This is a genomic window from Haloplanus sp. GCM10025708, from assembly GCF_042663985.1.
Lineage (GTDB): Archaea > Halobacteriota > Halobacteria > Halobacteriales > Haloferacaceae > Salinirarus > Salinirarus marinus.
The window spans coordinates 143,177-167,319 of the sequence record NZ_JBHSZA010000003.1 but is presented as its reverse complement, the minus strand read 5'-3'; the positions used below and the strand labels follow the sequence as shown (position 1 = coordinate 167,319).

Sequence of the window (24,143 nt, the reverse complement as noted above, 5' to 3'; positions counted from 1 at the left end):
GAACGTGTGAGTTCCAATGTCAAGTAAGAACGTCTCAAGTGAAGTAGTTTCGGTCGATGAACAGGCTTTCGAGAAACACGACGAAGCGGAGTTCGACGAGGATGGGTTCGAGGTCGTCGACGAGACCCCGGAGTTCCGGGCGACGGTCGACATGGAAGTGCAGGCGAAAGTCGATTCCAACCATCCGGACGCGCGGGTCAAGGAAGGTCCGGATCACCTGTTCGGGAAGACCCTCGAACAGGAAGAGCGCATCGAGGCCCGGGAAGCCGAGCTGGAGCACATCAGTGCCCAGGCGGAACTCAGTCAGCAGGAGGGACGCGCGAAGCGGACGCGGGAGGTCGCGGCGAAACGGAGTGCCGAGCGCCGGGCCGAATTCCAGAAGCGGGCGGCAAGCGTGAACCCAATGGCTGACCCGGAGCGAGACGATCCTCGTGCGGAACTCACGCAGGAGCAGTTGGCGGCGGTGAACAAGCAGTCGATGCGGCTGGCAGAGAAGCTGGATGGCTGGTCGCGAGCAGCGATTGGTCGGCGGCTGGGAACAGCCGTCGTCGGTGGGAAAGATCTGACGAGCGCGGTCGTCGGAGTGTTCGAGGAGTTGCAGACGGCGCCGGGGCAAGTGATTCCCATCGGGAAACTCGAGGACGTCAATCGCAAAGAGGTGAGCATCGAAGGTCGTGTGACGCAGCTGTGGGAGAGCGACTCCCCAGCAATTCAGCAAGTCGGACTCATCGAGGACGATAGTGGGAAAACGAAGCTGACGTCGTGGGTGGCAAGTGAGCAGCCCTGGATCGAAGAAGGTGAGCGTGTTCGGATTCACGGGGCGGCCAAGAACTGGTACAACGGGCGTGTCTCAGTGGCTCTGACCGGCTGGACCACGGTCCACTTCCCCGAGCGCGGTCGGTGGTGGGAAGAATAGCCAGCTGACGCAGCCTTCTTTTTTGCTGTATGCCGGACCGACCCTGACCCCGCCGCCCCACCCTCCGCTCCGTGCTCGCTTCGCTGCGCGCGCAGCCACGACCTTACTCACTGGATCAAAATTTGTCAGGTAAACCGGCAGAAAGGGTTCGCAGCCCGGACGAGTTTATCTGGCCCCCAGAGGGGTGCGGGCGCACGAGCGCTCCGGGCGAGACAGATGACGGGTGAACGTGACCTAACCTGCGATGTTTGTGGAAAGTCCTTCGAAACGACGGAAGCGCTGGGCGGCCACAACAGTAACCATAGCCGCCGGATCTCTGACACACAATTACTGGCCGAGATCAATCGTCTCGTAGACGATCTAGGCCGTTCCCCAACAACTACCGAGATGAATGAGTTGGGAGCGTATTCAGCTGGAACGTACAAAAACCGATTTGGCAGCTGGGCGAAGGCACTCCAAACGGCAGGATACGAACCGGTGAACCAGCACCGGGTATCCAAAGACGCACTCCTCGACGAAATCAGACGGCTAGCAACGGAGAACAGGACCCCGCCAACGGCGGCCGAAATGCGCTCAGAGGGCAACTTCACGGTCACAATCGCGCAGAATCGTTTTGGAAGCTGGAACGAGGCGTTAGAAGCGGCTGGGTACGATCCCAACAACCGGTATCGAATTTCGAATGAGGAATTACTCGAGGAGATTCACCGGCTTGTCGACGAATTAGGAAAGACCCCAACAGCGCAAGAGATGAAAAGCCACGGGGAGTTCTCACATCGACCCTATTTCAAGCGGTGGGACGGGTGGCAAGCTGCGATCCGAGCGGCCGGCTACGAACCGGTTGGTCGCCCGTCAGGGCCAGACAATAACAACTGGAAAGAGGAGCCAGCCTACAAGTGGCGCGAGTACGGTGACAACTGGGACGAACAGCGGCAGAAAGCACTGGAACGCGACAACTATATTTGTCAAACACCCGGATGTAAGCGGACTCAAGAGACTCACCGCGAGGAGTTCACGAGAGGGCTTCACGTACATCATATTCAGCCACTGAGTGCGTTTGACGCTGACGAGAGTGAGGTGAATTTTGATCAGGCCAACCGGCTAGACAACCTCATTACGGTGTGTGTCGAGCATCACCATCTCTGGGAACGGGCATCACCGCTTCGACTCGATACCCGATGAATCTCGCAGCCGGTGGCCATTCAAACGAGTAGCTGACTGAATGGCGATCGGACGAGCGGTAACCTGTTGATGTTCTACTGCCAGACCAGCCCAAGCCCCACCGCCCCACCCTCCGCTCCCGGCCTCCCTCCGGTCGGCCGGCAGCCACAACCGGAGTCACAGCTTTGGGAGTGGTGTACCCAGAGACAAGACCGCTGTCGCAACGCAGTCTGTTTATTTGCCCCTAGAGGGACGGAGGGCACACCAGAACGTGTCCCCGAGCACCAATGTCCGAGGAACGTACTCTCACGGCCCGAGAGCGGCTTCGAATTCACCTCCGCGAAGCCCGCCGCACGACCGAGTCGCCAATCGTGGAAGCACAGTTAGAGGCCGCGCTGGACGCCTGGAACGACCTGCCGCCGACACCCCTGCGGGAGTGTCCCGTCTGTGGGAAAGTCGGCCTTCCAGAGCGGATTCGCAATCACGAGTGTACGCAGTCGCTGCGGCAGGAGTACCGCTAACCAAGCAGTCCCAAACTCAAACACTATAAACGATGGCGCTACCAAACCAAGACAAGATGGCTGATTCAGCGGATCTTCGCGAGCATATTCCCGATTCCTGTCGTGACCTGCTCGAGCTGTCCGATCAAGAGCTCAAGTCGGAAATCCCGGCGTTGGCACGCGACAAAGGGCGGATGAGCGAGGTCGAAAAGGCGGTCAAATCGCTGCCGAGTCACCACGATCTCTATCACGGTGATGCGCGAGACCTCTCGATGATCGACGACGAGTCCGTGCATCTCGCGGTCACCTCGCCGCCGTATTTCAACCTAAAGGACTACAACATCGAGAACGGCGGTGGGTCGGAGGGGCAACTCGGAGACATCGACGATTACGAGGAGTTCAACGAACTCGTCGACGAGGTCTGGGAGCACATCTACGAGAAGCTCGTGCCCGGCGGGCGACTCTGTGTGGTCGTCGGAGACGTCCTCCGCTCCCGGAGCGACCACGGGCGGCATCGGGTCCTCCCGTTGCACGCGACGATTCAGGAACACGCCACCGACATCGGCTTCGACAACCTCGCGCCCGTCATCTGGTACAAGATCGGGAACGCGAGTCTCGAGGCTGGCGGGAACGCCCGGTTCCTCGGCAAACCCTACGAACCGGGGGCGGTCATCAAAAACGACATCGAGTACATTCTGCTGTTCCGCAAGCCCGGCGGCTACCGGAGTCCGGACATCGCCGAGCGGATCCTCTCGACCATCGAGGCCGACACCCACCAGAAGATGTTCCGGCAACTGTGGGACGACATCAAGGGTGAGCGCCAGACGGACCATCCAGCCCCGTATCCCGCTGAACTGGCCGAGCGACTGATTCGGATGTTCTCGTTCGTCGGCGATACGGTGCTCGATCCGTTCGCCGGGACCGGGAGCACCGCCGTCGCGGCGAGTCGCTGTGGCCGCAACTCGATCAACGTCGAACTCGAGTCAGAGTATGTCGACATCGCCGAAGCTCGTCTTAAAGAAGAACAAGGTACCCTAACGAACTACGAAAATCTCTCCCTTGCGGTCAATCGGTAGCTCAATCGAGGAGTCCGAGACTCTGTAAGCCCTTTCGAGTCAGCTCCTCAATTACTTCATCTCTCGGCTTCCCGTATTCCTTCATAATCCGCTCAATCTGATTTGCCTCCTCACCAGAGAAGCGCACATCTGTTTTAACAGTCGTTTCGCCCTCCTGTAGTTCTTCCGCGATATTGTCCAGCCTCTCCTCGAAGTCCGCCTCATTCTCGGCTCGGCGGGCCGCACGTTCTACTAATGCCTTCTTGATATTCTTCTCTTTAACAAACTTCACTAACTCTTCACGTTTCTCCTTGGAATTCGTATTCTCCCGGATGAGTTTCAGGCTCCCGAGTGGCACGTCCTCAGCATTCACTTCTCCGTCTTCATCTGGGTCAATAAGTGTCCCCGCCCAATCGGGATGTGCAGGTTCCATCCATCGACTGACGGTGGGTTGGCTAACATCGATTTCATCTGCGATTCTAGCTTGACTCCATCCCTCTTCCTCATACAGGCTCTTGATCGCTTTCGCGCGATCATCGATGGGAACGGATTTATCAAACGGCTCAGCGTTCTCTGTGATAGAGACAACGCGAGCTTCTGCGTCATCCATTTCCATCACTCGAGCGGGGATCTCATCACGGCCAGCAATTTGCGCAGCGAGAGTTCGCCGTTGTCCAGCAACCACGTAGAACTGGCCGTCCCGCTCTCTGACGACGATAGGCTGAATGACGCCTTTCTCTCTGACGCTATCGACGAGTGAGTTTTCGCCTTTCTGTGGATGGACGTTTGACTTCCGCTCGTTGACGGGGTCGATCTCTAAGTCATCAGGGTCAAGTTTCAGGTAGTCAATCTCCTTCATCGCCTACTGCTGGATCCATTCCTCATCCTCGACCCAGTTGAAGGTCTTAGGAGCCATATGCTCATCTGAGATCGTGTCGACCAGGCGGGTAGTTATCGCCGAATCATGAAGCATTCCGGCGTATCTGACATCCCGATTGAAGAAATTCATAAGTCGGTTTTCTACCTTTTCGGGCGTCCATTCCTCGGTCTGTCGTTCCGACCACGCCTGTAGCTCCGCATCCGTCGAGCTGGTCCAGTTCGCGAAAGATTGGACACTAGTCACATCGAGCGTCCGAGGTCGAAGGCCCAGTCCTTGTTCCCCATCAACCGTATTCGACCGAGGGTGGAAGTAGCGGTCATCATGAACTTCCTTAACGTGGTCTGCAATATCCGGATCGCCAGGATCCGCAGAAGTCATTTCTACAAAAAATGGTGGTTCAATCCAGCCGAGCGGGAAATTTGGATCCTCAATTGCGTCATCGATTTTCGAGCGCCAAAGGTCAGTAAAGTCGCCTTCCTCGTCTTCGAACCGAAGCACGAGTTTGCTAACTGGTAGGTCGTGGGCCGTCTCATTTTCATCGAGAACATCCTCTACGTCCTGCCACGGGAACTCATCGAGATAGTCGCCACGGTCAAAGTGTACGTCGATGCGTTTTCCTTCGGTATGAACAGCCTCCACGAAATCAGAGACCGGTGAATTTGCGACGAGATCGATGTCGTCTACGTCCCACTGTGGCTGTCGCATTGCTCGCACGAATTGGATGTTTTCGGGCGAAACCATCTCCAGAACAGCACGAAGACAGTACGCGGCTGAGTAAGGAACGTACTTGACACTAGCCTGTTCCCCCTGTTCTTCGATGAAACCATCTCGTACGATGGATTGGATATCAATATTGCTGGCGCTCATCTTACAGGAAGTGCGATTAGCAGCCACTTAACGGTTCAGCAGGAAGTGAAATTGAAAAAGGCCGTTACAGGTACTCTTCTTCTTCCAGGTACTGCTCAATAGCGCCCCGGACGACCCGTTCCTCGGAGGTTCCCATGTCACGAGCAGCTTCTCGAAGGGCTTCACCGTAATCGCCGGTGAATGTGACACTTACATTAACACGAATCTCACCCTGGCGTTCCTGTCGTTCTTGGGCGATCTCGTCAACTACCTGATCGAGATCCTCGCCACGACGGGCTCGCTTAGTCGCCTCCAAAACTTGCGATTGACTCAGATTGTTCTCGACAACTTTCTGGACCATTTGTTCGCCTTCTTCCCCACCACCGGTTACTCGACGAATGGCAGCTACCGATTTGTCATCAACCTCATCAAATTCGGTTTCAATCTCAGTAGAACCCTCGTTCGTTGATTCGACCTCGGTCTGAGTCTCAGTGGAATCTTCGTCCGTCTTGTCGACGTGGACGTTCGTTCCTTCCCATTCTTCCCTTGTCCGTTCTAACCAGTCGTCGATAGTCGCAGTACCAACTCCAAGATAGTCAGCGACTTCCGCAATCGTCCAGTCATTCATATCCATCAGGCGCTGGACGGCAGCGGCCCGATCGCTACGAGATACGGACTTCTTGAACGCGTCCACGTTTTCGGTTATACTCGCAGCGATTGCTTCCTGGTCATCGTAGTCCATTACAACTACGGGGATCCGGTCAATCCCTGCTGTCTGTGCGGCCAACGTTCGGCGCTGCCCCACGACCACTTTGAGTGTCCCATTATCCTCACGAACAACGGGCGGTTGAATCACTCCCTGCTCACGGATACTGTCCACTAGTGATTCATCTTCCTCTTCGGGATCGAAGTTTTCGGGACTGATGTTCTCCCGACGCTCATTAGTCGGGTCTATTTCGAGTTCATTAGGGCTGACTTCTTTAACGTCCATTTATTCTCCCCCATCAATCGGAGAGCGATATTCTGCCACGACATTTCAGCGACCGTCCAGTCCTCGTTCTCAACTGAAACCCGAACAACGTTCACGTCGTCCGTTTCGGGATCTACATCTTCAGCTCGGTCCCGGAGGTACTCGATTGCTTCATCTTCCGATTGGTGGAGCGTCTTTCCGTCGGGAAGTTGTACCATATAGAATGTGCCGTCTTGTACTTCGAGCGCCATTTAAATTGTTATGTGACGGTCGCCCTATTCAACCTTTTGTAGTCCCTGCCTGTCTCCGCTGGTCGGAGAGCTGACTTGTGATGTTTTCTGTGCCAGGGATGAACCCTATTAGAGCAGTAGAATTAATTAATACCCGCGAGACGCTCGCGGTAGATGTCGGATTCCCAAAACGGGCATCGGTTCGGTGACGAGCGAATCGTTGACTGGTTGAACCAATCTCGGGAATGGAAATACCCAAAAGACGCCCCCTATCACCCGAGGAGCGACAAGCACGGAGCTGCTCAGTGCCAGTACTTCGTTGAGGATTTGATGTATGAAAGCGATGCAATCGAAGAAGCGGCACAGGCGGGCGAGATCGTATTCGCGGAGGATTACGATGTCGGTGATCCCAGAGGGTTGGGATGGAACGTCGATCTTGTAATTGGTCCCCCTTCAGGTGATGTACAGGCACCATTAGAAGGTGGGATGACAAAGGACACCCTAGTGAGGTCTGGCTAGCGGCAGACGCGAAGAGCATTATTACGGAGCATCAGAAGGCCCGCAGGAATCGACAGCGGGACATCAACTCGTTTGCGGATATTATGCATACCCACCACGAGCAGGCGCTTACGTGTGGCATTCTCCTACTCAATATCGCAGACCAGTTTGACTCCCCTACTCGAGATCCAGATGATATCACTGACCACCCGCATATCGAGCGTATTATCGAAGAGATCGTTGATCTGTTCGATAGCATTGACCGTGCTGAGGGAGAAATGTCGGCAAACCTCGATGGGGCAGGCGTAATTGTTGTCGATCATACGAACCCAGTGGACGATATCGGCGAGACAGAGCTTGTTACTGACCCACCAGCTCCGCAAAAGGGGGACAGGGTTCACTACAGAACCTTTGTTTCGCAGATGGCGGATTGGTTCGACGACCGTTTCTTGTAGTATAGTGAATCGCCCAGCTACTGATTATTCGACTGGAAACGAGGTAGCGAGTCAAACCAGCTATAGGCGTCTGGATTCTGGCCGATCCACAGGCTAAGACCGATCAGGGCGACACCAAAAACAATTACCATTATAACTATATGTCGCTCAAAATAATCGTTCCCGACTGGTGAGTAATCAAACGGCAGCACAAGCGCAGTAAATAGCAATACAGATACGATGATCGAAAGGAAGTGAAGACTATCAACAGAGAAGGCTACTGCAGAGATAGCTGCTAAAATTGTCCAGAGGGCTAAAAGAACATAGAACGAAGTATCCACCCAATTCTGCGCCCTATCTCTCTGTTTCCTCGCGATCTCCTGATAGCTGTTAATACGAGATTCTAACTGGGAAAATTCGAAGAGTTCCTGATTGAATTGTCGAATACGGTCCCGGTAGAGTATGAAATCATTCTCGGATTCTCTGATAACCCGATCCAAGTCATCAATCTGCCCTTGAATCAGGGGGAGATAAAATGTCAGGATTAGAACCGTTACGAATATCGTGAACGGGATAACAAGACGATTTTCGCTCCACCGGAGCACCAAAAATATGTTCGCAATTATAGCACCGAGTAGAGTGAATCCTAATCCCTGAATTCTACGAGAACTTTCTGTGGCCGCATCCGACAGCCGGCTCGTGATATCAGCCATAAGAGCCTGGGTCTCGTCAAGGGCATCACTGAGACCTTCGAAATCTTCCTTTATAACTTGTCTTTCAAGCCGCTCTAATGTCTCAGTAATCTCATCCCGGTTCTCAACAATTAGTTCCAGCTTCTCTACTTCACCATCAATTTCATCTTGTCTGCCGGCAATAGTTTCAGCAAGAGCCCTCTGCCATAGCCCTCGAAAAGAAGGCTCAGTACTTTCAGGTGAGAAGTTGTCGAATAACTCTTCCAAACCAGATGCAACACTGTCAGAAAATCCCTCGTGAAGCTGGGCATCTTCCAGTCCGATTTCCAGCTCTGGATTCAGTTCAATACTAAATTTTGTGACGTCGTCTTCCCGTGATACTGATCTACAGAATAGACCAAGGTTGTAGTAAACGAGGAGATGAGAGAGTGAACCAGAGGCACAGTAGTCATATATTGTATTAACCGGCTTAGGATGGACCGGAGTCAAATGTTCATCCCAACTCACGTACTCTCTGACCTGGCTTTGCGACGCCCGATACTCAACTAAAGCCTGCTGGAGTGAATCAGCATCAAGCTGGTCTAAGGTATCAGTACCTGCTACGACAGATTGGTCAATCGTCAATTCAGATTTGTCGTCAAAAAAGAGTATGGGGAGACGGTTTGCGTCAAACATCACCTCACCGATTCGGGGAGGAAGTTCGTTTTCTACCCAGTCAAGAAAACTTCCCTCACTAAGCCAAAAGTGCGAATTCGTCTCGATGCCAGCAAAAGTCGGGGATGCATCGGATTCTATCTCATTAACTACTTGAGACTTATTGACTATAGCTGTAACAGACAGGCCAACTGTACTGTCAATATTAGCGCAAATTGTATCCAGATGTGAGCCTGCTCGTTCCCAATCACCCTCATCTCGTCGACGTTGAAAACTGGAAAGCTCAATTTCTTCGTAGTCTGCTTCTGGTTCATCCAGATCATCCAAACCTACGTTCCGAATCGTGTCTCCAGACAGCTCGAAAAATAGCCGAGGACCATCTCTCTCTTCTATTTCAAAAGATGTGAAAATGTGGCTGTTATCGGAAACTAGACCAATTATATCATCAAGAGAGGGATCAACCTCATTATAGCGTCCGCTAAGCTTTATTCTCTCCAAGACCTCATCTTTTCTTGGAAATAGATCAACTATGCTTCTCAAGGCTTGGACCTCTTCAGCGACCATAATTCAGAATAGGTCCTGAATCACAGGTAGATCGCTGATATCATCGAAAAGCGGATTTGTTGAGCCGGATGGACCGACCGGGAATTCAGGATCCGTATCTTTGAGAATCAGATAATATTCTTCACTGTCGTCCGATCTAGCTAATTGGACCCTGTCATCCGACTTTATTTTTTCAATAGATATCTTCAATCGCTCACCAGCAAATTGGATTGAAATATCCCCACTGTTGAGACTTCCATCGGTATCGAATTCATCTTCTAAATCCGTTTCGTCAAACTCACCAAATGTTGAAAACACAGCGTCATTGTCTCCTTCGGCTGCTCGCTCTTTGAATGTGCTTTCAACAAGCTCGTCAGGATACTCATTTTCCTCAAGATCAATAAACTCGTACCAGTAGTTAGCCCAATTGGAACTACCCCGTTTCTGAAACACTTGAACCTTCGAATCATCTATTTCTTCATCGATTCCATCATGTCGGGGGTAGAGGAGGCTTTTATCGGTTTGTTCTCGGATCACCTGTTCATTTTCAGTCAGGATCTCTTCAGTATCCGGGTTGATATTATATGCGTCATCTATATACGGAGTTTTAATAATTGTAATAAAGTCCTCGTCTCCCCTAGTGAATCTGCCAAATATTAACAAATCCAAGACAGCAATTTCATTAGGTACTTCACGTACCTGCTGGAGGAATAGTTCTGTGAGTTTTACCGAATTACTTTTAAAATCTCTCCCTTCCCTTAATTCTTCGAGGATATCGATTGGAGTACTATCGGAAGAATCCAGATCAACCGCCTCATATGCAGAACCTGCCCATTCATGATTACGCGCATTCGCTCTGTCTTCCCGCTCATATTTTTTGCGCCACACATCCTCGAATAGTCTGCGGCAGGTTTGATGCACTTCTGACTCTTCCTCTCCGTCCTGCAAATCATCCTCTAACAGAGTGCCTAAAACATCAAATTCCATGTCTTCACCGTTCTCAGACAGCTCACAGCCAACTAAGCAAATTGAGCGAACGGTCGTCATATAGCCTTATCCCACCCAATTAGCGCTATCAATATAAAACCGGTTATAAAATTAGGAATTAATGATAGCCCTCCATATGCGAACTCCGCCATATTGTGCTATCCTCAAGATATTCATCCGACATAGGTCTCATAAAGACACCAGCATCCCCTCGATTTTTTTACCCCTCAATGGGCGAGGGGCTCGCCGTACTGGCGAGTTCCCTGAACACGGTGAGAACCATGGCAATCAGAGACATCTACGAAACTGACTTCGACGAGGACGTCCAGACGGAGTCGAGCGCTAATCTGTGTCCCGAGTGCGACGGGCGGGTCACTACCAATGCAGTCGAAACTGTCTGCGAGGACTGCGGCCTCGTCATCGACGAGCAACGGATTGACCACGGGCCAGAGTGGCGAGGGTTCGACGACGAGCGCGAACGGACTGGCGCTCCGTTGACGGCGGCGCGGCACGATCGTGGGTTGTCGACGGAGATCGGCCGCGGGACCGATGCAAACGGGAACAGCCTCTCCGAGCAGAAGCGACGCCGGCTGTTCCGGATGCGCCGTGAACAGACGCGTGGGCGGTTTCAGTCGAAAGCCGAACGCAACCTTGCACACGGACTCAGTGAAGTTCGCCGGATCAGTAGTGCACTCGAACTGTCCGAGACGCTTCGTGACCAGGCCTGCCGGCTCTTCCGGAGCGCCCAGAACGAGGACCTCCTCCAGGGCCGCTCAATCGAGGCGATGGCCGCCGCGAGCGTCTACGGCGCGTGTCGGTGTAACGGGCGACCTCGAACGCTTGACGGCATCACCCATTCAGCGCGCGTCGAGCAATCGCGGGTGACGAACGCATACACGACGCTGAATACAGAACTCGGCCTACCAGCCCAGCCCGTGACGCCCAGTGCGTTCGTTCCGCGGTTGGCCTCGGAGCTCGACGTCTCCGATCAGATCCGGCAGCGGGCTCGGCAGTTGGCGGAAGCATCCGAATCAACCGAAGCAACCACGGGGGTTCGGCCGTCCGGGTTCGCTGCAGCCTGTCTGTACAAGGCCGGACGCGAAGACGGACGGTGGCTCACCCAGTCGGACGTCGCTGACGTTGCGAACGTCTCGGTGGTCACCGTGCGGACCCACCGCGACGCGCTGGACGAACTGGCTGTCTAACGCCCCCACTGCTGATTTTCGGTTGTATGTCTGTAGGCTGATTGATGTGAGAGCCATTGTTTAAACCCGAAGACGAAGCATGATACGGCCAGACCACTCTATGACCGACCAGTACGCCGACTACGAAGCCCTCCGACCGCTCGGCGAAGCGACTCACGCTCCCGACGACCAACTCGCCAGTAGTAGTGGCGAGCCCCGGCGGCAACGCTCTGGTGGCGTCGACGCGGGCTATCCAGACGACCCGACTGCAGATGAGACCGAGTGCGATTCCTGTGGAGCGTCGATCCCCGCTGGCCAGTCGAAGTGCCGGTTCTGTCTCACGAACCATCTCGAAACAGCCGACGATCAGGACACATCGACTGCCGAACGGACTCTCCTCCACGTCATCCAGCTGCTCGTCGAGGCGTCGACGTTCTACGGCGCCGTCGGGAAGGGATCTGCTGCGGCTACCCTCCTCGTGAAGGCAGACGATGACCCAGTAGTCGATGACTGCAAACTAATCTACGATCTCGACGAGGAACCGGCCCCACAGCTTGTCGATCAGTGGCCCTCGCTCCCCTCGGCGACACGGGTCACGTCTGAATGTGGTAATCAGCTGCTCGCGGCTGCTCGTGAGCGGACGGCGTGGATAGAGACGACGCAGTCCCGTCACGACGGCGAGCACGCGACGTTTCTCTACGACGAAACCGGGAGCGAGGTTCGCACCGAAGCTCGTCTTGCAAGCCTACGTGAGGACGCAGACGACGACCTCTGGCTGGTGCCAGCGATTGCGCTCCAGGAATCCGTTGACAAGACCGATACCGAACAGCCACGACGCGAGCGCCCAAACAGGACTCACCTCGAGTGTCGGGAATGTGATCGGGAGACTAAGCATCGATTCCGCGAACTCGAGGCTGTCCCCGATGACGAGTGGACCGGGCAGCCCATGTGGGAGTGTCAGCGGTGCGGGACACCTCGCTATGGACCCGAACCCGAAGCCGGTCAGTAGAGATGGTGTCAGTTTAACCAACAAATCCGGATATCGATTCGTTCTGTTGGTTAACTGGAGGTCAGTTCGTGATCACTCCCGAACCGCCCCGCTGACTGCCCGCCGGTGTTTTTTCGCGCCGTAAATTGGCGGAGGCGCACACATGGACCCACGAGACACCCCCGGCTATCGACTCCACCGCGCGCTCAGTAGCCTCACCAGTATCGACAGCGACCAATTGGAGCCCGCTGATCAAGAGCGAATTAGCACCGCGACGACGCTCCTCGGGCAGGTGGATGTTCTCACCCAACCGAATACGACGAGGGACGGTGACGTCAACAGAGAATCCTGACAGCTCGACGCGTCGGCAGCACAACGTCATGTGGCCGTCACAGCGTGAGCAGTTGCTCGCCCCCTGAAGGGGTGCGGGGGCGCGAGACAGCTCCCCGAGAACAATCCATGGCAACACTCCAAGCCGCAACGACATCGACCGGCGCGCTCGTATCAGATCCACAGGCAGTCCGCGAGCTCTGTGAGAACCACTGCTTCGGGACGCTCAACTGGGAGGTGGACGACGACGGCGAACTGATCATCTGGGGCTACGACAGCTTCGAAGTGTACGAGGCTCGTGAGAACGGGCTTCCTGACTACGACGGTGGCATCGTCACCCACGAGTTCCTCCGGTCGCTCGCGGAGTATCTCGAACCGAACGAAGAATTCGACATTCAGACAGCCGGATTTACCAAGTGCCGATTTCCCGTGCTGGCGAAACGGTACGTCGTCCGCGACAGCGAAGTCCTCCACGCGGACCTCAGTTCCCCCGACCCGATCGACGAGTAGCAGTAGTTGCCGATACGGTTTCTTTGTCCATGACGAGAGCTGGAACAGCCGGTCAGTACAGAATGCGTATTGGTCACCCAGAGCGGTGGGAATCCATGTTTTATATTGGGGCGAACCAAGCAGGGTGGTATGTCTTTACTGCCCTCCACCGGTGACGTGACGGGCGAGCAAGAAGGCGAGATACAGGTTCTCGGTGTTGGCGACGATGGTTCAGCGGACGTGTTTGAGGCTCTTTCATCGGATACGTCCCGGCGTATCCTGACTGCGATTTACGATGAGCCGGCTCCTCCATCAGAACTTGCTGACCGACTTGATATGTCCCTTCAGAACGTCTCCTATCATCTCGATAACCTCGAAGACGTTGGCGTGATTCAGGTAGCCGGCACACGGTATTCCGAGAAAGGAAAGGAGATGAACGTGTACGCGCCCGCCGATGACCCCGTCGTCATGTTCGTAGGCACCGAAGAACGTAAGACTGGCTTCCGTGACCTTCTCAAACGGCTTGTAGGGGCTACTGGACTTCTCTTTGTCATCTCGACTCTACTGTTTGCCTTCCAAGCGTTTGGCCAGCCCGGTGGTGCAAGTGACGACCTGACGCTTCTGGAACTACTATCATTCCCCGGATTGGAATTTCTCCTCGGCGGGTTATTCGTCCTTGGACTGGTCGTCCTTCTGTGGGTCTGGAACAGATAAGCGGAATACCCTCTCCTGTCAAAATCAATTTTGACCCAAACGCTGTTTTATGCACCACGATGGTCAATTGAGGAGCATGGCACGTACCTCAGAGCAGTCGATTTACACGAAATCTTCAATTATCGGTGGGTTAGTCGGTGGGGTGGCCCACACTGCTCTGGTTGTGTTTCTATGGGACAGTTGGTTTGATGACTTGTGGGATATGCTTATGGCTAAACCACTTAACGGAGCGTACATCCTTCTCGGGATGTTCCTCCTTGGATTCATTCCCGCTCTGTTTTACGTCGGTGAGAAGGTCATATCACCCGCTATCATCGTCGGTGTATTCCTACTCCTTTCAGGGCTCGGCTCGTGGCTGGCAGGCCCAGTTCGTCCACCGTCTGCTGTTCCGACACCATTCGCTCTGTATATTCTGTCTTGGGTCGGGGTCGTCGCTCTCGCGGGCGTGATAGGTGGATTTGAATACCGTCGTAAACAACGAGCCACAAGCTGACTAACACGTTCGATTTTGGGAAGAAACTCCTGAAGTCTCGTCCTCGGGTATGTGCGTGGCCTCCACTTACCGATTTAGCCGCCCCAATATCAGTACTCATCCCGAATAAAGAAGCCTCGCAGCAACTACTGGTAGCGTTGTTCGTCCCCCGGGAGGGGTGCGGGGCGATCCAGTCGTGGGTCGTCCTACGAGGTGATTGTTCAATGGGCCACCGCGCACTCGTTGCGTACGAACGAACTGACGGACAGTACACGCTCCACTACTCTCATTGGGGCGCAGCCAACCTGAAGCTCAAGCACCGAATCTCGGCTGAGTCGCCATTCGGTGGCGACGACCCCGACTCCAAGTGGGCGAAACAGCTGCTGGCGGAACTGGCCGACGGCCTCGAAGCAGATGCCGTCGACGGCTACCTCGCCGGCGAAGACCGCCCGTCGACGGTCGTCGAGCCGAAGCCCCGCGCCACCGGGCTTACCCTCGACGAGATCGTCGCGGACCACCTCGACTATCTCCACCACGAGGCGTTCTTCGTGGTGTCACCCACCTTCGAGGTGACCGCCTACCGGACGCTGTGGTTCGGCCTGCAGTACGACTCGGAGACAATCGACCACGGCGAGACGGTTGGGAACGGCGCGCTCGCGACCGTTCGGTGGCACGACGGCGAGCCGGTCGGCGATGGCCATCTGAAGGGGCAGTTCCGGGCACTGAAAGACGTCGTTGGCGATATGGTCGACAAGGGTGTGTTCACCCGGTCGACGGCTCGCCAGTACCTCAAGCAGAAGCTCGGCGAGTGGATCGGGAAGCGCCAAGAGTTGCGCATCCCGAGCGGTGAAGCACCGTCTCCGGACGCGACACTCAGCCGCTCGTAGGGCGATTTGCGTCGAAGCAGATGGTGGTTTTTCTGGGGCAGAAAGGACTGAGCCCCACCGTAGGCTCGTGATTTGATGCCCAAGAAACCAGACGACGATCCATTCCACGATTGCGAGTTAGATCCCGACGCAGTCCTCGGGACACGCACCTTCCACGATGTCCTGTTCACCGACGATACCGAGACGCCGGTAAACGTGCTCACCGGCGAGACGCCCGCACATTCGCAGGCGAGCGTCGAGGAAGCGAAGGCGTTCGCTGCGAGTATCGACACGGACACACCACAAATCGCGCTCCCGGCCTCTGTCGAGACGCAAGTCGAGACTCAGAGCAAGCCCTACACTGCAGCTGCGTTCTTCCACTTCAAGGCGACGGGGTCGCTCGAACGACACCGTGCCTACCACGCCGCGTACGACTCGGATGCGTTCACCGTCGACTTCGAGGCCGACTACGCGTCGGGCGATCTAACCATCACAGTCGAGCGAGCGAACGAGTCCTAAAAATCGACCGCTAGATCATGTTTTTCGAGTGCCGGCGATGGGTGCCGGCGCAGCAGGAGTGAGCGAGCAACGACTCCCGGTGCGTTGGCGCTTCGAGGTGTTCGAGATGCACATGGTGATTTACGCTCTGGTAGAAGAATCGACCCACGACGACGCACTGGCCACCGGAAAGACGGTGTTCGACCGCCTGGTCGGCGCGGACCCACATGCCGGCGCCGTCTTCGACTACCACGTGACGTTCGATGAGGAGGATACGTCCGTTGCGGGGAAGGCGCGATGGGGTGAATTGCCGACTGCAGCCCCCGTCGACTCCGATGCCGGCCAAGACCTGCTTGAGCGTGGCTGGGAGGCGACGAAAGAGGAGTTCGAGCGGAATCTCGAACGGGTGAGGGAGGCACTTGACGAATTTTCCGATGAAGAGATCATGCGCGACGAAGATCTCGCTCGGCACGCCTTCCACCAGGTCGGCGCCTACGACGGGCCAACGATCTTCCTGTACAACGAATATGCGAACGGTATCCGTCACCGTGAGCAGCTGGATCGAGTGCTGGAGGAGAGCGAGGAGCTCTGGATCGTGCCCGCCGACGTCCACTTCTAACAGATGGCTCGGATCACAAATTGGAAGCGCGAGAGCCGCACGCCCACACTCGCATACCGGAATACCGAGACCGGCGCTCGCGCTGTCCTACACCGAGCACCGGACTCGTACCGCTACAAGTGGCGTGGCACAATCCTCGTCGACGGCTACCCAGTGTGGTCGCGGGGGTACGAGACGAAAGACGCGAAATCGTTCCGTGACGAGCTCCGTGACCGGCCAGCGCCCGAACTGAGTTGTCCCGAGTGTCCGAACAGCGAGGTGGCAATCGGTGGAAAAACGGCTGACGGCGCGAAGGTTCAGCGCTGGTTCGAGTGTCGGAACTGTGGGTATGAATCCCCGTCACAGCTTGTCTATGGCGCTGAGCGCTAAGTTATCAATATACCCATAAAAGTCAGTCTCGGTCAATAAGATCTATCAAATCCTCAAATTTGGTGTTTTGAATCAATCGGCGATATTGAGTATCGTCACAGTATGAACAGAATGGACACTCATCATTATGCTGTTTGTCATATCGAGGCATACGGGTAGAGAAGTTAGTGAATGTTTCAATTTCAACAAACGAGGGAGGAAATGGATATTCTTCAATATTCGTTTTTACTAGCTCGCCGGCAAGCAAAATTCCAGCCAAGGTGGACACAAAGGGGAGAGCCGCATCTGGGCCTTCTTCCTCCTCATCCGGATCTGGAATTGAACCGTTATCCAGGGTAGCGCAGGCAGGAGTATATGAACTTTCGCCGGGAGGAAAGTGGCACAGGAGACAGGCATCCACGATCGGAATGTGCCGTGCCACGTTTACGGAGGATTCGTTTGTTGTGGTTTCGAGCATTAGCGGGGGCCGACTGTATTGTATATCCGCCCTCGCCTGATCGCTATCAACTTCTGGGAGAACGATATCCGGGACAACATCATCCTGTGCCCTGACGCGCCATACCGCTCTGGAAAGGTTCGAACGTCAACACTGTCGCATATGAAACGTTCCCCAGCGAGAGTTTTATTCCGTTCCTCAGCAGCATCTTTCACATTGAAAATCGGTGATCGATTGAGGTTCGAGTATTCAACAACATCTGGATCAGTGAGCGTGAATGTGCCCTCAATAGGGAGCATCGGGAGCATATACAAAAGTGAGGAACCGATTGACCCGACGCCAACCAGCTCAACGGTACCTAGTTCAATATTATCTGGAAAGGCAGGTGCGGTGGTATGCAATTCGCCCGGTTCCACCCGCAATGTGAGCGCATCAAATGTGAAATTCCCTGGTTGTTGTTCGGGAGGGCAGCCAATCAGAGACTTGAAGAGTTCAGCGATACCGAAGCAGGCGGCAGCAGCAGGGCCAATAGGATTTGGTGAAGTCTCATTGAAACCTCGAATTTGTTCATTTCGTGTGATGCGTGCGGCCCACCCACAGCTATCAATACGTATTATTTTTTCCGCTTGAACGGAAGGGTTCCCGATGGTCAGGGCACAAGAATAGTCGGTGTCACTATCTGCAATCTCTTCTCGATCAACCCCCGTGAACTCCCCAAAAGGATCACCCAGTTCCATCTCAGTAACTGCTCTCGTACGGAGTCTCTCAGGGAGTAACAGGTGTGAAACCTGACTTTCTAGTGGAATATCTGGATACGCGAGATCAACGTTCCGGTTGAATCGACTCGCAAGAACAGCAGAGGTAAGAGCCATTACTTGCCCAGAAAGATTCGTCGCCTTGTCTTGCTCAATCGCGAGCAAAATTGGCGCGTCTTGATAGTGGTCTGAATTCGTGACAAGATTTGTCCGGTCATCTCGCTTCTCGTAAAATCCCGTTTCTGAGATAGGAAGGGCACTCGGATCTGGAGGTTGTAAGGTCATTATCGAGTATCTATTTTAAGCGGTGCAGTCGGAGTAGTGAACGTCGAAGAGATCTCGGTGTCATTCAATTTACGGAATGTTTCTGTGCCTGCTTCATATCGATGAACACCACACTTCGTGAGTGGGAGCATACCCTCAGTGCCATAGTCCGGAACGATTACCGAATAATACCCATCATAAACAGTGAACGCCTCATCATCGTCCACTCCTGAATGGTGTGTCCCAGCACCCGGGTGACTGTGTACTGTACCAAGTACAGCAATGTCATTGTCGTGTACCGCCCGTGTTACTCTTACATTTGCTCCTGCGGAGACCTCGAAATGGCCAGGTCCAGTCTCAGCTTCAGGAACAATACACGTTGTAACGAATGTAACAGGAACGTCCTCAAGCGTGACGCCCGCCCAATACGCAACACCCTCATGGCTCTGGCCGACCGGAGCGTGGCTTCGAAGCGCTTCACAAGTGGTTTCACAGACTCTAGCTGGAACTACCACAGAAGGATACTGCTGTTCTATTCCTGCTCCCTCATCAAATTCTTGTGACTCCTCGTTTCTACGGAACTTCGCTATGAAATCTTGTATACGACGAGTTACTGGTATCATTAAGTCACCAACAGTAGTACGAGGGGATCCAAGTCATTCTGAGAGTCGCCCCTGGTAATGGTCGTTCGTAATCCGCTTATCAATAAGCATGAGAATACGCGTTAAGGTAGTATAGCTGCCGGCCTCATCTTTCCAGCGGGCAATGGAATGGCGATTCCATTCATCGTGGTGCGTATCGACATCCAGGTACATCTTCCGATTGAATCCGTGGCAAAGTGCCGGTGTTTGTTTGAGAAGGAGTGCCTGACCTGCTCCACGGTCGTCGAAGTAAGCCTTTGGAACCCCTCGCTCACCGGTATTTGGATGTATGAGTTCAACATACGGAGGAGCCTGATCATAATTACTACATTCGAATTCAATAATATATTCCTCATCATCGCTAGCCGTCATGCGAGTCGTGATAACAAGGTCATCAAGATCTGCGTCAACTTCCCAGCCTAACTGATCGGCACGATGATTGATACCCTCCAGCTCGTCCCGGATGAGCTGCTCACTCACCCGTCGCTTCATCTTCCGGCGCCTTTTCCTCGGTCCGTCCAGATCACGGTTTCGCCATCAAGGTCGTAGCTCACCAGCGTCCGGTTCGGCTTGAGTTCTTCCTGACCTTCATCGGTAATCCGAGCAAGTGTTGGATTATTCGTGTTCTGGATGCCAAACTCGTCGGCGGCTTTCTCAGCAGACTCGCTGACTTTAGTAGATTGGTCAAAGGAGAACTCGTCACTCTTTCCATTAGGAGCTTCAATCGTTATGGTGAGTTGAGGAGGCATATCTGTTACTAGCCGCGTTCGCCTTTTAAGTATTTGGTTGACATCTGAATAACAATAGGGCACTGACTGGCCGGACTAAATCAAAATACGCGGCTGAAGAATCGCTGATTTCAACCAATCATTAGCAAGAGACATTTGTATTTTTTCGGGCCGAGAGGGGTGGCCCGTTTCGATCGGGCCAAGTTCAAATATGGGTCTGGAAATTATCGACCGTCACAGTGAAGCACTGTTCGAGTTCCTCTGGTGTCCAGTCTGTGGGCACGAGGTATTCAGTCACATTCCCTTCGAAGGTGTGTTCTGCAAGAACTGCAACACACAGGTCGAACTCCAAGAATCCCGAGAGACACGCGGCTACGAGGAGGCCGTCCTCGCCTGCTTCGACACCCACTCAACGTGGAACCTCCATGTCGACGAGAAGTTCCGTCGCGACCTGCCCGATGGGTCGGCACGGGTGAAGCTCCTCGGCGCACCGGGTGCCTACAAGGTCGACTGGTGGAGTCCAGCACCCGGTGATGACTGGCAGCCGGTCGAACAAGGCGAGTTCGACGATGTCGACGAACCAGCCGATATCTCCCATCTCGCGTAGGGGAAAGCAGTTCCTGTGGCTGTTTTTCGCCCCCTGAGGGGTGCGGGGGTGCTCGAACGAGCAGCTCCCGAACAGACCGATGAGTAGACCAGCGACACACACTCGATTGAACAGACACGCCCAGCGAGCGACTGCGACATCGCCTACGTCGGGTATCGGCAGAGCGGGCAGGCTATCGTTGAGAAACGTCCCGGCCAAGAACGGCTCACACCAGAGCGGAGTCTCGCGCTGGTGAATCACAGTCCCTCGGGATTCGAATGGGGATATGGTGGTAGTGGTCCGGCGCAACTCGCGCTCGCACTCCTCCTCGACTACACGGGAGACGAGGCGTTCGCCCTCGACCACTACCAGGCGTTCAAAACCGAGGTCGTGAGCCAGCTGGACTGTGCAGGTCTGCTGGAAGCTGGCGACTCACCGGGCCCGAGATCGACGCAGTCCTTCACGAAACACCCGGCGAGCCGGCCGCACCGTCCATCTAAATACCAATCACCGAAAGTAACCCATGTCAGAACATACCCAACCATCTCGTACGGATGGCGAATCGGCTGAATCGAGCGAACAGACGACACGAACGGAGTACGTCGAACGCAGTGACGTCGGCGTCTCCCTCACCGTAAAGCTCAAGCGTGGAACCGGTACCAGAGATCAGGACGAGGTAATCGCGAAAGCGAAAGGCAAGACCCTCGAAGACGCTCGCGAGGACATGGAAACCCTCAGAGAATACATCCACGATCTCGCAGAGGACGCTCGCCAAATCCAACCCGAAGAAGACGGGTAACGACGAGGGCCGTTTTTTGTCGCCTCAGCAGTGGCGGAGGCGATTATCAGTGAGCAATCCAGACGGTCAAACAACAGACGCAAGCGAGCTTTCGCCAGAACAACGGCTCGAGCCCCGAATGCGCGACTCATCAACGCTGGTATCGTGACGATCAACGATATGGAGACGCTGCGAGCCTGCGTCGCCTACGAGAACGCGAATCAGCAACGGGTCCAAATCCTCCGCCGGCTTGAACAGCGGGCCAGCGAACTCCGCGCACAAGACGATTGACCCAACGCCCGGAGGTGTCTGTCGGAGCCTCGGTGGGTGGAGGCTCAATCCAGATGAGCGATCGACCAGAGATCGAGATTCAACGACAGACCGCATTCGGTGACGATGGCCAACTCGAAGTAACCGAAACAAGCGTCGAGACCTCCCTTGAGGACTTCGGCGCTGACGTGGATCATCGTGACCGGGATTCACGTCTTGATCAGCCCGAGGCGAGTGAGTTCGGCGTCGACGATCGACCCGAAGTTGAGCAAACATCCGAGAGAGATCAGTCAACACTCTTCGCTGATACGGACGAGGATCAACAGACCCTCACTGGCGACGATGCAGCCGCTCGCTGTCTCTTCGAAGAATAGACTTGCCTCTATCGATTGGTTATCTGATGAATTGTTATAGTCTGAACTATAATAGTCTGAATTCTAACTTTGAAGCGACGCTGAGGGGCTAATAGCCGGTGGTAGTTTTTCGACCCCCAGCAGGGGCGCGGGGAATCCGAACGCCCGCATGCAACCGATGGAGACGAATTCGACTACCGACCCACGAGCAGTCGTACAGGATGCGAGTGAGCGATGGCAGGCGAGTGCAGACTGCGTTGAGTACGTCGGAATGCGTGTCGACGGAACGCCAGTGGTCCTGAACCTCACCGCACACGAACGCCTCTCCCCAAATCGAAGTCTCGGTCTCGTGCGGCATAGCCCGGCGGAATTCGACTGGGGCTATACGGGAAGCGGACCGGCACAGCTCGCCTGTGCGCTCCTTCTCGATTACACCGACAACGAAACTGTCGCCCAGCAACACTACATCCAGTTCCACAACGACGTGGTCAGTCAGCTGGTGTGTGATGGCCCGGCCGACTGCTGGCACCTCACCGGGGAGGATATCGAGGCGGCACTCGCCGAATTCGAAGAGTACCGAGCACTCACGCCAGATGGTGGGGCGCCGTCATCGTCACTGCCGGCGAATTGGAGTGCGGTGAGCCGGACAGATCGGACAGTCTTCCAACGTCGAGATATCGACCACTACGTCGTCCTCGCCGAAGGGAGCGAAGAGTGGTTGATCATACTTTGTGCGCAGGGGGACCGGGCGTATCCCGCCCCGCTTGACCATCGAACACTTCCGGTCGAGAACGACCCTGCCTCAGCTGTTCAGGCACTCGTCGCTGAGAGTAACGACCTCGTCGAGCCAGAGGAGGCCAACTGATGGAGTACATCCGACTCTCGCGGGCCACGTACCAACTCATCGAATGCGCCATCACAGCGCTGGAATGCATCGGCCGAAAATTCGAGTGGTTGACTCTCCGATCGAGTCGACCGTAATTGTATTATGTCGGTTGCGGTGGTCGAAGAACAAGTGCACCTATTCCCGCGCAAACTGCTAAGATACCGCCAAGAAGGAACGTCGTAGACCAGCCCGTCATCGTGATCAGGACACCAGCGATCACGCCACCGAAGAGACCACCACCAACCTTCCCCAGATAAACCAGCGCGTAGTTCGTCGAAGACTGTGACTGTCCGTAGTAGTCGCCAACAATACTCGGGAACAAGGCAAACTGTGGACTCCAGAAGAACGTCGCGACGATAACTGCCGCCACGAATCCCCACTCTGACCCAAGTAAGCCAGCCCAGACGAGAATGAACATCCCGACACCACACAACATAGCAGTCACCGCAATAGTGAGCCGTCGGTCGACTCGATCGGAGAGTCCACCCACGAGAATACGGCTGAGCCCGCCTACGAGGGCAAGAACCATCGCAGACGCAGTTGCGATCGCCGCCGACAGCCCAAACTGCTGCGCCAGTGAAACGACCTTCGCTGTCAGCATCAACCCAGCAGTATTCACGAGTGTGAACATCACCAGGAGAAGCCAGAACTGCCAGGTCCGGACCATCTCTTGCCATCGATACTCACGCCGTCCTGGTGCTCCCGAGTGATCACTCGAATTCGTGCTCTCCGCAGTCTTCTTGGTCCAGTTTTCTGGCGGATCTCGAAGGATGAGTGCCCCTACAATGACGCCGACACCGATGAGGAGTCCCATGTTACGAAGAACGGTCGAATAGCCAGCGACCGTCGCATTGGCACGGACGTATGGAATGAATAGTGCACTCCCGGCCGCGAACGCCATCGTTCCGATCCCCGTCGTCAGCCCTCGCCGGTCAGGGAACCACTTGAGTGCCGTGTTGACTGCGACGGTGTAGACGATTCCGACGCCGATAGCCCCGAGTGAATAGAGCACGTACAGCTGCCAAACTTCGGTCGCGTATGCGAGGCCGACGTAGCCACCACCAGCAAGGATGCCTGCGGCAAAGCTGATCAAGCGAGGCCCATGGGTGTCCCGCCACCAGCCGATTGGAAACTGCGAAAGCGACTGAAACCCAACAAACAGTGTGAAAACCAGTCCGAGAGCCGGAAGCGGAATCGAGAGATCGGCCGCAGTGGGCCTTCGATCGATGACCAGACGTACTGATACGGACTCACGAGCGCCATCATGATCGCCGCAGCTGCCACCTGCCACCACCGTGACCTACCCAGTGTTTCTCGAGCTCGAACACTAATATCAGGGGTCGAGTTGGGGTGGGAGGACTCGCTACTCATTATCAAGTATTCCACAAACGTACGTACAACCACTAAGCCCCATTCATTTCTTTCGTGGTTTCTAAATAGACATTCTGCTGTTCATCAGCAAGTTGTCGTGCCCGAATTGAGCAGATCGACAAGGACCCCACCATTAGCGTAGTGTCATTCCAAACAGAACTTATCCCGTTTTAGAAAGGTTCA

At 54.8% G+C, this 24,143-nt stretch carries 31 protein-coding genes and 3 pseudogenes; 22 read left to right on the top strand and 12 right to left on the bottom strand.

The annotated features are described in order from the left end of the window. Positions 1-16 precede the first annotated feature (16 nt). The 4 genes from ACFQJD_RS01300 to ACFQJD_RS01285 all read left to right on the top strand — a co-directional run bounded on the left by ACFQJD_RS01300 (position 17) and on the right by ACFQJD_RS01285 (position 3,650). Positions 17-916, top strand: coding sequence for a DNA-binding protein (locus ACFQJD_RS01300; protein WP_379795603.1), 900 nt, complete (start codon positions 17-19; stop codon positions 914-916). Between the two features lie 216 nt (positions 917-1,132). Beyond that, entirely contained in the window at positions 1,133-2,095 is a 963-nt protein-coding gene (locus tag ACFQJD_RS01295) for a homing endonuclease associated repeat-containing protein (RefSeq protein WP_379795601.1), read from the top strand. Positions 2,096-2,445: 350 nt separating this feature from the next. Continuing rightward, a complete protein-coding gene (locus tag ACFQJD_RS01290; RefSeq protein WP_379795599.1) occupies positions 2,446-2,595 on the top strand; it encodes a hypothetical protein in 150 nt (49 codons plus the stop codon). A 173-nt stretch (positions 2,596-2,768) separates the two neighbouring features. Continuing rightward, complete coding sequence (locus ACFQJD_RS01285) at positions 2,769-3,650, top strand: DNA-methyltransferase (RefSeq protein ID WP_379795597.1); 882 nt, start codon at positions 2,769-2,771, stop codon at positions 3,648-3,650. 1 nt (position 3,651) lies between these two features. Here ACFQJD_RS01285 and ACFQJD_RS01280 read toward each other — a convergent pair whose 3' ends face one another. From ACFQJD_RS01280 to ACFQJD_RS01265, 4 genes are all read right to left on the bottom strand, one after another. Further along, entirely contained in the window at positions 3,652-4,488 is an 837-nt protein-coding gene (locus tag ACFQJD_RS01280) for a ParB/RepB/Spo0J family partition protein (RefSeq protein WP_379795595.1), read from the bottom strand. 3 nt (positions 4,489-4,491) lie between these two features. Continuing rightward, the gene (locus tag ACFQJD_RS01275; protein WP_379795593.1) at positions 4,492-5,376 is read right to left on the bottom strand and encodes a hypothetical protein; all 885 of its coding nucleotides are present in this window, start codon (positions 5,374-5,376) and stop codon (positions 4,492-4,494) included. Positions 5,377-5,440: 64 nt separating this feature from the next. Further along, a complete protein-coding gene (locus tag ACFQJD_RS01270; RefSeq protein WP_379795591.1) occupies positions 5,441-6,346 on the bottom strand; it encodes a ParB/RepB/Spo0J family partition protein in 906 nt (301 codons plus the stop codon). Beyond that, a complete protein-coding gene (locus ACFQJD_RS01265; protein WP_379795589.1) occupies positions 6,307-6,576 on the bottom strand; it encodes a hypothetical protein in 270 nt (89 codons plus the stop codon). Before ACFQJD_RS01265 ends, ACFQJD_RS01270 begins: the two co-directional genes overlap by 40 nt. A gap of 153 nt (positions 6,577-6,729) precedes the next feature. On the opposite strand from ACFQJD_RS01265, the gene ACFQJD_RS01260 reads away from it, so the two are divergent. Beyond that, positions 6,730-7,074 (top strand): hypothetical protein, encoded by a 345-nt coding sequence (locus ACFQJD_RS01260; protein ID WP_379795587.1) that lies wholly within the window; start codon positions 6,730-6,732, stop codon positions 7,072-7,074. 83 nt (positions 7,075-7,157) lie between these two features. Then, entirely contained in the window at positions 7,158-7,508 is a 351-nt protein-coding gene (locus ACFQJD_RS01255) for a hypothetical protein (protein ID WP_379795585.1), read from the top strand. Between the two features lie 17 nt (positions 7,509-7,525). On the opposite strand, the gene ACFQJD_RS01250 is transcribed toward ACFQJD_RS01255, so the two are convergent. After that, positions 7,526-9,397, bottom strand: a complete 1,872-nt coding sequence (locus tag ACFQJD_RS01250) for a hypothetical protein (RefSeq protein ID WP_379795583.1) — start codon at positions 9,395-9,397, stop codon at positions 7,526-7,528. Between the two features lie 3 nt (positions 9,398-9,400). After that, entirely contained in the window at positions 9,401-10,363 is a 963-nt protein-coding gene (locus tag ACFQJD_RS01245; protein WP_379795581.1) for a hypothetical protein, read from the bottom strand. A gap of 281 nt (positions 10,364-10,644) precedes the next feature. On the opposite strand from ACFQJD_RS01245, the gene ACFQJD_RS01240 reads away from it, so the two are divergent. The 10 genes from ACFQJD_RS01240 to ACFQJD_RS01195 all read left to right on the top strand — a co-directional run bounded on the left by ACFQJD_RS01240 (position 10,645) and on the right by ACFQJD_RS01195 (position 16,892). Then, positions 10,645-11,568, top strand: a complete 924-nt coding sequence (locus tag ACFQJD_RS01240) for a transcription initiation factor IIB (protein ID WP_379795579.1) — start codon at positions 10,645-10,647, stop codon at positions 11,566-11,568. A gap of 100 nt (positions 11,569-11,668) precedes the next feature. Further along, positions 11,669-12,556: a hypothetical protein gene (locus tag ACFQJD_RS01235; protein WP_379795577.1), complete on the top strand. Its 888-nt coding sequence runs from the start codon at positions 11,669-11,671 to the stop codon at positions 12,554-12,556. A gap of 142 nt (positions 12,557-12,698) precedes the next feature. Then, the gene (locus ACFQJD_RS01230; RefSeq protein ID WP_379795575.1) at positions 12,699-12,887 is read left to right on the top strand and encodes a hypothetical protein; all 189 of its coding nucleotides are present in this window, start codon (positions 12,699-12,701) and stop codon (positions 12,885-12,887) included. Between the two features lie 107 nt (positions 12,888-12,994). Further along, the gene (locus tag ACFQJD_RS01225; protein ID WP_379795573.1) at positions 12,995-13,375 is read left to right on the top strand and encodes a hypothetical protein; all 381 of its coding nucleotides are present in this window, start codon (positions 12,995-12,997) and stop codon (positions 13,373-13,375) included. Positions 13,376-13,504: 129 nt separating this feature from the next. Further along, entirely contained in the window at positions 13,505-14,068 is a 564-nt protein-coding gene (locus ACFQJD_RS01220) for an ArsR/SmtB family transcription factor (protein ID WP_379795571.1), read from the top strand. A 76-nt stretch (positions 14,069-14,144) separates the two neighbouring features. Beyond that, on the top strand, positions 14,145-14,561 hold the full coding sequence (locus ACFQJD_RS01215) for a hypothetical protein (RefSeq protein ID WP_379795569.1): 417 nt from the start codon (positions 14,145-14,147) through the stop codon (positions 14,559-14,561). A gap of 203 nt (positions 14,562-14,764) precedes the next feature. Next, positions 14,765-15,427 carry a DUF6735 family protein gene (locus ACFQJD_RS01210; protein ID WP_379795567.1) on the top strand — a complete coding sequence of 221 codons (663 nt, stop codon included), beginning with the start codon at positions 14,765-14,767 and terminating at the stop codon, positions 15,425-15,427. Positions 15,428-15,502: 75 nt separating this feature from the next. Further along, positions 15,503-15,925 (top strand): hypothetical protein, encoded by a 423-nt coding sequence (locus tag ACFQJD_RS01205; protein ID WP_379795565.1) that lies wholly within the window; start codon positions 15,503-15,505, stop codon positions 15,923-15,925. Between the two features lie 106 nt (positions 15,926-16,031). Beyond that, entirely contained in the window at positions 16,032-16,523 is a 492-nt protein-coding gene (locus tag ACFQJD_RS01200; RefSeq protein WP_379795880.1) for a hypothetical protein, read from the top strand. Positions 16,524-16,526: 3 nt separating this feature from the next. Beyond that, on the top strand, positions 16,527-16,892 hold the full coding sequence (locus ACFQJD_RS01195; protein ID WP_379795564.1) for a DUF7568 family protein: 366 nt from the start codon (positions 16,527-16,529) through the stop codon (positions 16,890-16,892). Positions 16,893-16,914: 22 nt separating this feature from the next. On the opposite strand, the gene ACFQJD_RS01190 is transcribed toward ACFQJD_RS01195, so the two are convergent. The 5 genes from ACFQJD_RS01190 to ACFQJD_RS01170 are packed head-to-tail and all read right to left on the bottom strand — an operon-like array spanning position 16,915 to position 19,737. After that, positions 16,915-17,349 carry a hypothetical protein gene (locus tag ACFQJD_RS01190; protein ID WP_379795562.1) on the bottom strand — a complete coding sequence of 145 codons (435 nt, stop codon included), beginning with the start codon at positions 17,347-17,349 and terminating at the stop codon, positions 16,915-16,917. Then, entirely contained in the window at positions 17,349-18,368 is a 1,020-nt protein-coding gene (locus ACFQJD_RS01185; RefSeq protein WP_379795560.1) for a ThiF family adenylyltransferase, read from the bottom strand. Before ACFQJD_RS01185 ends, ACFQJD_RS01190 begins: the two co-directional genes overlap by 1 nt. Then, positions 18,368-18,970: a Mov34/MPN/PAD-1 family protein gene (locus tag ACFQJD_RS01180; protein WP_379795558.1), complete on the bottom strand. Its 603-nt coding sequence runs from the start codon at positions 18,968-18,970 to the stop codon at positions 18,368-18,370. The genes ACFQJD_RS01185 and ACFQJD_RS01180 overlap by 1 nt, the downstream gene beginning before the upstream one ends. 33 nt (positions 18,971-19,003) lie before the next feature. Continuing rightward, positions 19,004-19,468, bottom strand: a complete 465-nt coding sequence (locus tag ACFQJD_RS01175) for a hypothetical protein (RefSeq protein ID WP_262181238.1) — start codon at positions 19,466-19,468, stop codon at positions 19,004-19,006. Between the two features lie 8 nt (positions 19,469-19,476). Continuing rightward, a complete protein-coding gene (locus ACFQJD_RS01170; protein ID WP_262181234.1) occupies positions 19,477-19,737 on the bottom strand; it encodes a ubiquitin family protein in 261 nt (86 codons plus the stop codon). A gap of 190 nt (positions 19,738-19,927) precedes the next feature. On the opposite strand from ACFQJD_RS01170, the gene ACFQJD_RS01165 reads away from it, so the two are divergent. The 6 genes and pseudogenes from ACFQJD_RS01165 (at position 19,928) to ACFQJD_RS01140 (ending at position 22,568) form a co-directional block, all read left to right on the top strand. Beyond that, a complete protein-coding gene (locus ACFQJD_RS01165) occupies positions 19,928-20,323 on the top strand; it encodes a DUF7567 family protein (RefSeq protein ID WP_379795555.1) in 396 nt (131 codons plus the stop codon). Positions 20,324-20,428: 105 nt separating this feature from the next. Then, positions 20,429-20,802: pseudogene (locus ACFQJD_RS01160) on the top strand (DUF6166 domain-containing protein). A 23-nt stretch (positions 20,803-20,825) separates the two neighbouring features. Continuing rightward, entirely contained in the window at positions 20,826-21,101 is a 276-nt protein-coding gene (locus tag ACFQJD_RS01155) for a DUF7389 domain-containing protein (RefSeq protein ID WP_379795553.1), read from the top strand. 49 nt (positions 21,102-21,150) lie between these two features. Beyond that, positions 21,151-21,371 (top strand): annotated as a pseudogene (locus tag ACFQJD_RS01150) (hypothetical protein). Positions 21,372-21,424: 53 nt separating this feature from the next. Then, positions 21,425-21,724 (top strand): hypothetical protein, encoded by a 300-nt coding sequence (locus ACFQJD_RS01145; protein ID WP_379795551.1) that lies wholly within the window; start codon positions 21,425-21,427, stop codon positions 21,722-21,724. A 157-nt stretch (positions 21,725-21,881) separates the two neighbouring features. Continuing rightward, the gene (locus ACFQJD_RS01140; protein WP_379795549.1) at positions 21,882-22,568 is read left to right on the top strand and encodes a DUF6166 domain-containing protein; all 687 of its coding nucleotides are present in this window, start codon (positions 21,882-21,884) and stop codon (positions 22,566-22,568) included. Positions 22,569-22,689: 121 nt separating this feature from the next. Here ACFQJD_RS01140 and ACFQJD_RS01135 read toward each other — a convergent pair. Then, a pseudogene (locus tag ACFQJD_RS01135) lies at positions 22,690-23,960 on the bottom strand (OFA family MFS transporter). Between the last annotated feature and the right edge of the window lie 183 nt (positions 23,961-24,143).

Bases quoted from the DNA above. Each gene is read 5' to 3' on its own strand.
- ACFQJD_RS01300 (WP_379795603.1), top strand. From the start codon at position 17: ATGTCAAGTAAGAACGTCTCAAGTGAAGTAGTTTCGGTCGATGAACAG.
- ACFQJD_RS01295 (WP_379795601.1), top strand. From the start codon at position 1,133: ATGACGGGTGAACGTGACCTAACCTGCGATGTTTGTGGAAAGTCCTTC.
- ACFQJD_RS01285 (WP_379795597.1), top strand. From the start codon at position 2,769: ATGAGCGAGGTCGAAAAGGCGGTCAAATCGCTGCCGAGTCACCACGAT.
- ACFQJD_RS01280 (WP_379795595.1), bottom strand. From the start codon at position 4,488: ATGAAGGAGATTGACTACCTGAAACTTGACCCTGATGACTTAGAGATC.
- ACFQJD_RS01275 (WP_379795593.1), bottom strand. From the start codon at position 5,376: ATGAGCGCCAGCAATATTGATATCCAATCCATCGTACGAGATGGTTTC.
- ACFQJD_RS01270 (WP_379795591.1), bottom strand. From the start codon at position 6,346: ATGGACGTTAAAGAAGTCAGCCCTAATGAACTCGAAATAGACCCGACT.
- ACFQJD_RS01265 (WP_379795589.1), bottom strand. From the start codon at position 6,576: ATGGCGCTCGAAGTACAAGACGGCACATTCTATATGGTACAACTTCCC.
- ACFQJD_RS01260 (WP_379795587.1), top strand. From the start codon at position 6,730: ATGTCGGATTCCCAAAACGGGCATCGGTTCGGTGACGAGCGAATCGTT.
- ACFQJD_RS01255 (WP_379795585.1), top strand. From the start codon at position 7,158: ATGCATACCCACCACGAGCAGGCGCTTACGTGTGGCATTCTCCTACTC.
- ACFQJD_RS01250 (WP_379795583.1), bottom strand. From the start codon at position 9,397: ATGGTCGCTGAAGAGGTCCAAGCCTTGAGAAGCATAGTTGATCTATTT.
- ACFQJD_RS01245 (WP_379795581.1), bottom strand. From the start codon at position 10,363: ATGGAATTTGATGTTTTAGGCACTCTGTTAGAGGATGATTTGCAGGAC.
- ACFQJD_RS01240 (WP_379795579.1), top strand. From the start codon at position 10,645: ATGGCAATCAGAGACATCTACGAAACTGACTTCGACGAGGACGTCCAG.
- ACFQJD_RS01235 (WP_379795577.1), top strand. From the start codon at position 11,669: ATGACCGACCAGTACGCCGACTACGAAGCCCTCCGACCGCTCGGCGAA.
- ACFQJD_RS01230 (WP_379795575.1), top strand. From the start codon at position 12,699: ATGGACCCACGAGACACCCCCGGCTATCGACTCCACCGCGCGCTCAGT.
- ACFQJD_RS01225 (WP_379795573.1), top strand. From the start codon at position 12,995: ATGGCAACACTCCAAGCCGCAACGACATCGACCGGCGCGCTCGTATCA.
- ACFQJD_RS01220 (WP_379795571.1), top strand. From the start codon at position 13,505: ATGTCTTTACTGCCCTCCACCGGTGACGTGACGGGCGAGCAAGAAGGC.
- ACFQJD_RS01215 (WP_379795569.1), top strand. From the start codon at position 14,145: ATGGCACGTACCTCAGAGCAGTCGATTTACACGAAATCTTCAATTATC.
- ACFQJD_RS01210 (WP_379795567.1), top strand. From the start codon at position 14,765: ATGGGCCACCGCGCACTCGTTGCGTACGAACGAACTGACGGACAGTAC.
- ACFQJD_RS01205 (WP_379795565.1), top strand. From the start codon at position 15,503: ATGCCCAAGAAACCAGACGACGATCCATTCCACGATTGCGAGTTAGAT.
- ACFQJD_RS01200 (WP_379795880.1), top strand. From the start codon at position 16,032: ATGCACATGGTGATTTACGCTCTGGTAGAAGAATCGACCCACGACGAC.
- ACFQJD_RS01195 (WP_379795564.1), top strand. From the start codon at position 16,527: ATGGCTCGGATCACAAATTGGAAGCGCGAGAGCCGCACGCCCACACTC.
- ACFQJD_RS01190 (WP_379795562.1), bottom strand. From the start codon at position 17,349: ATGCTCGAAACCACAACAAACGAATCCTCCGTAAACGTGGCACGGCAC.
- ACFQJD_RS01185 (WP_379795560.1), bottom strand. From the start codon at position 18,368: ATGACCTTACAACCTCCAGATCCGAGTGCCCTTCCTATCTCAGAAACG.
- ACFQJD_RS01180 (WP_379795558.1), bottom strand. From the start codon at position 18,970: ATGATACCAGTAACTCGTCGTATACAAGATTTCATAGCGAAGTTCCGT.
- ACFQJD_RS01170 (WP_262181234.1), bottom strand. From the start codon at position 19,737: ATGCCTCCTCAACTCACCATAACGATTGAAGCTCCTAATGGAAAGAGT.
- ACFQJD_RS01165 (WP_379795555.1), top strand. From the start codon at position 19,928: ATGGGTCTGGAAATTATCGACCGTCACAGTGAAGCACTGTTCGAGTTC.
- ACFQJD_RS01155 (WP_379795553.1), top strand. From the start codon at position 20,826: ATGTCAGAACATACCCAACCATCTCGTACGGATGGCGAATCGGCTGAA.
- ACFQJD_RS01145 (WP_379795551.1), top strand. From the start codon at position 21,425: ATGAGCGATCGACCAGAGATCGAGATTCAACGACAGACCGCATTCGGT.
- ACFQJD_RS01140 (WP_379795549.1), top strand. From the start codon at position 21,882: ATGGAGACGAATTCGACTACCGACCCACGAGCAGTCGTACAGGATGCG.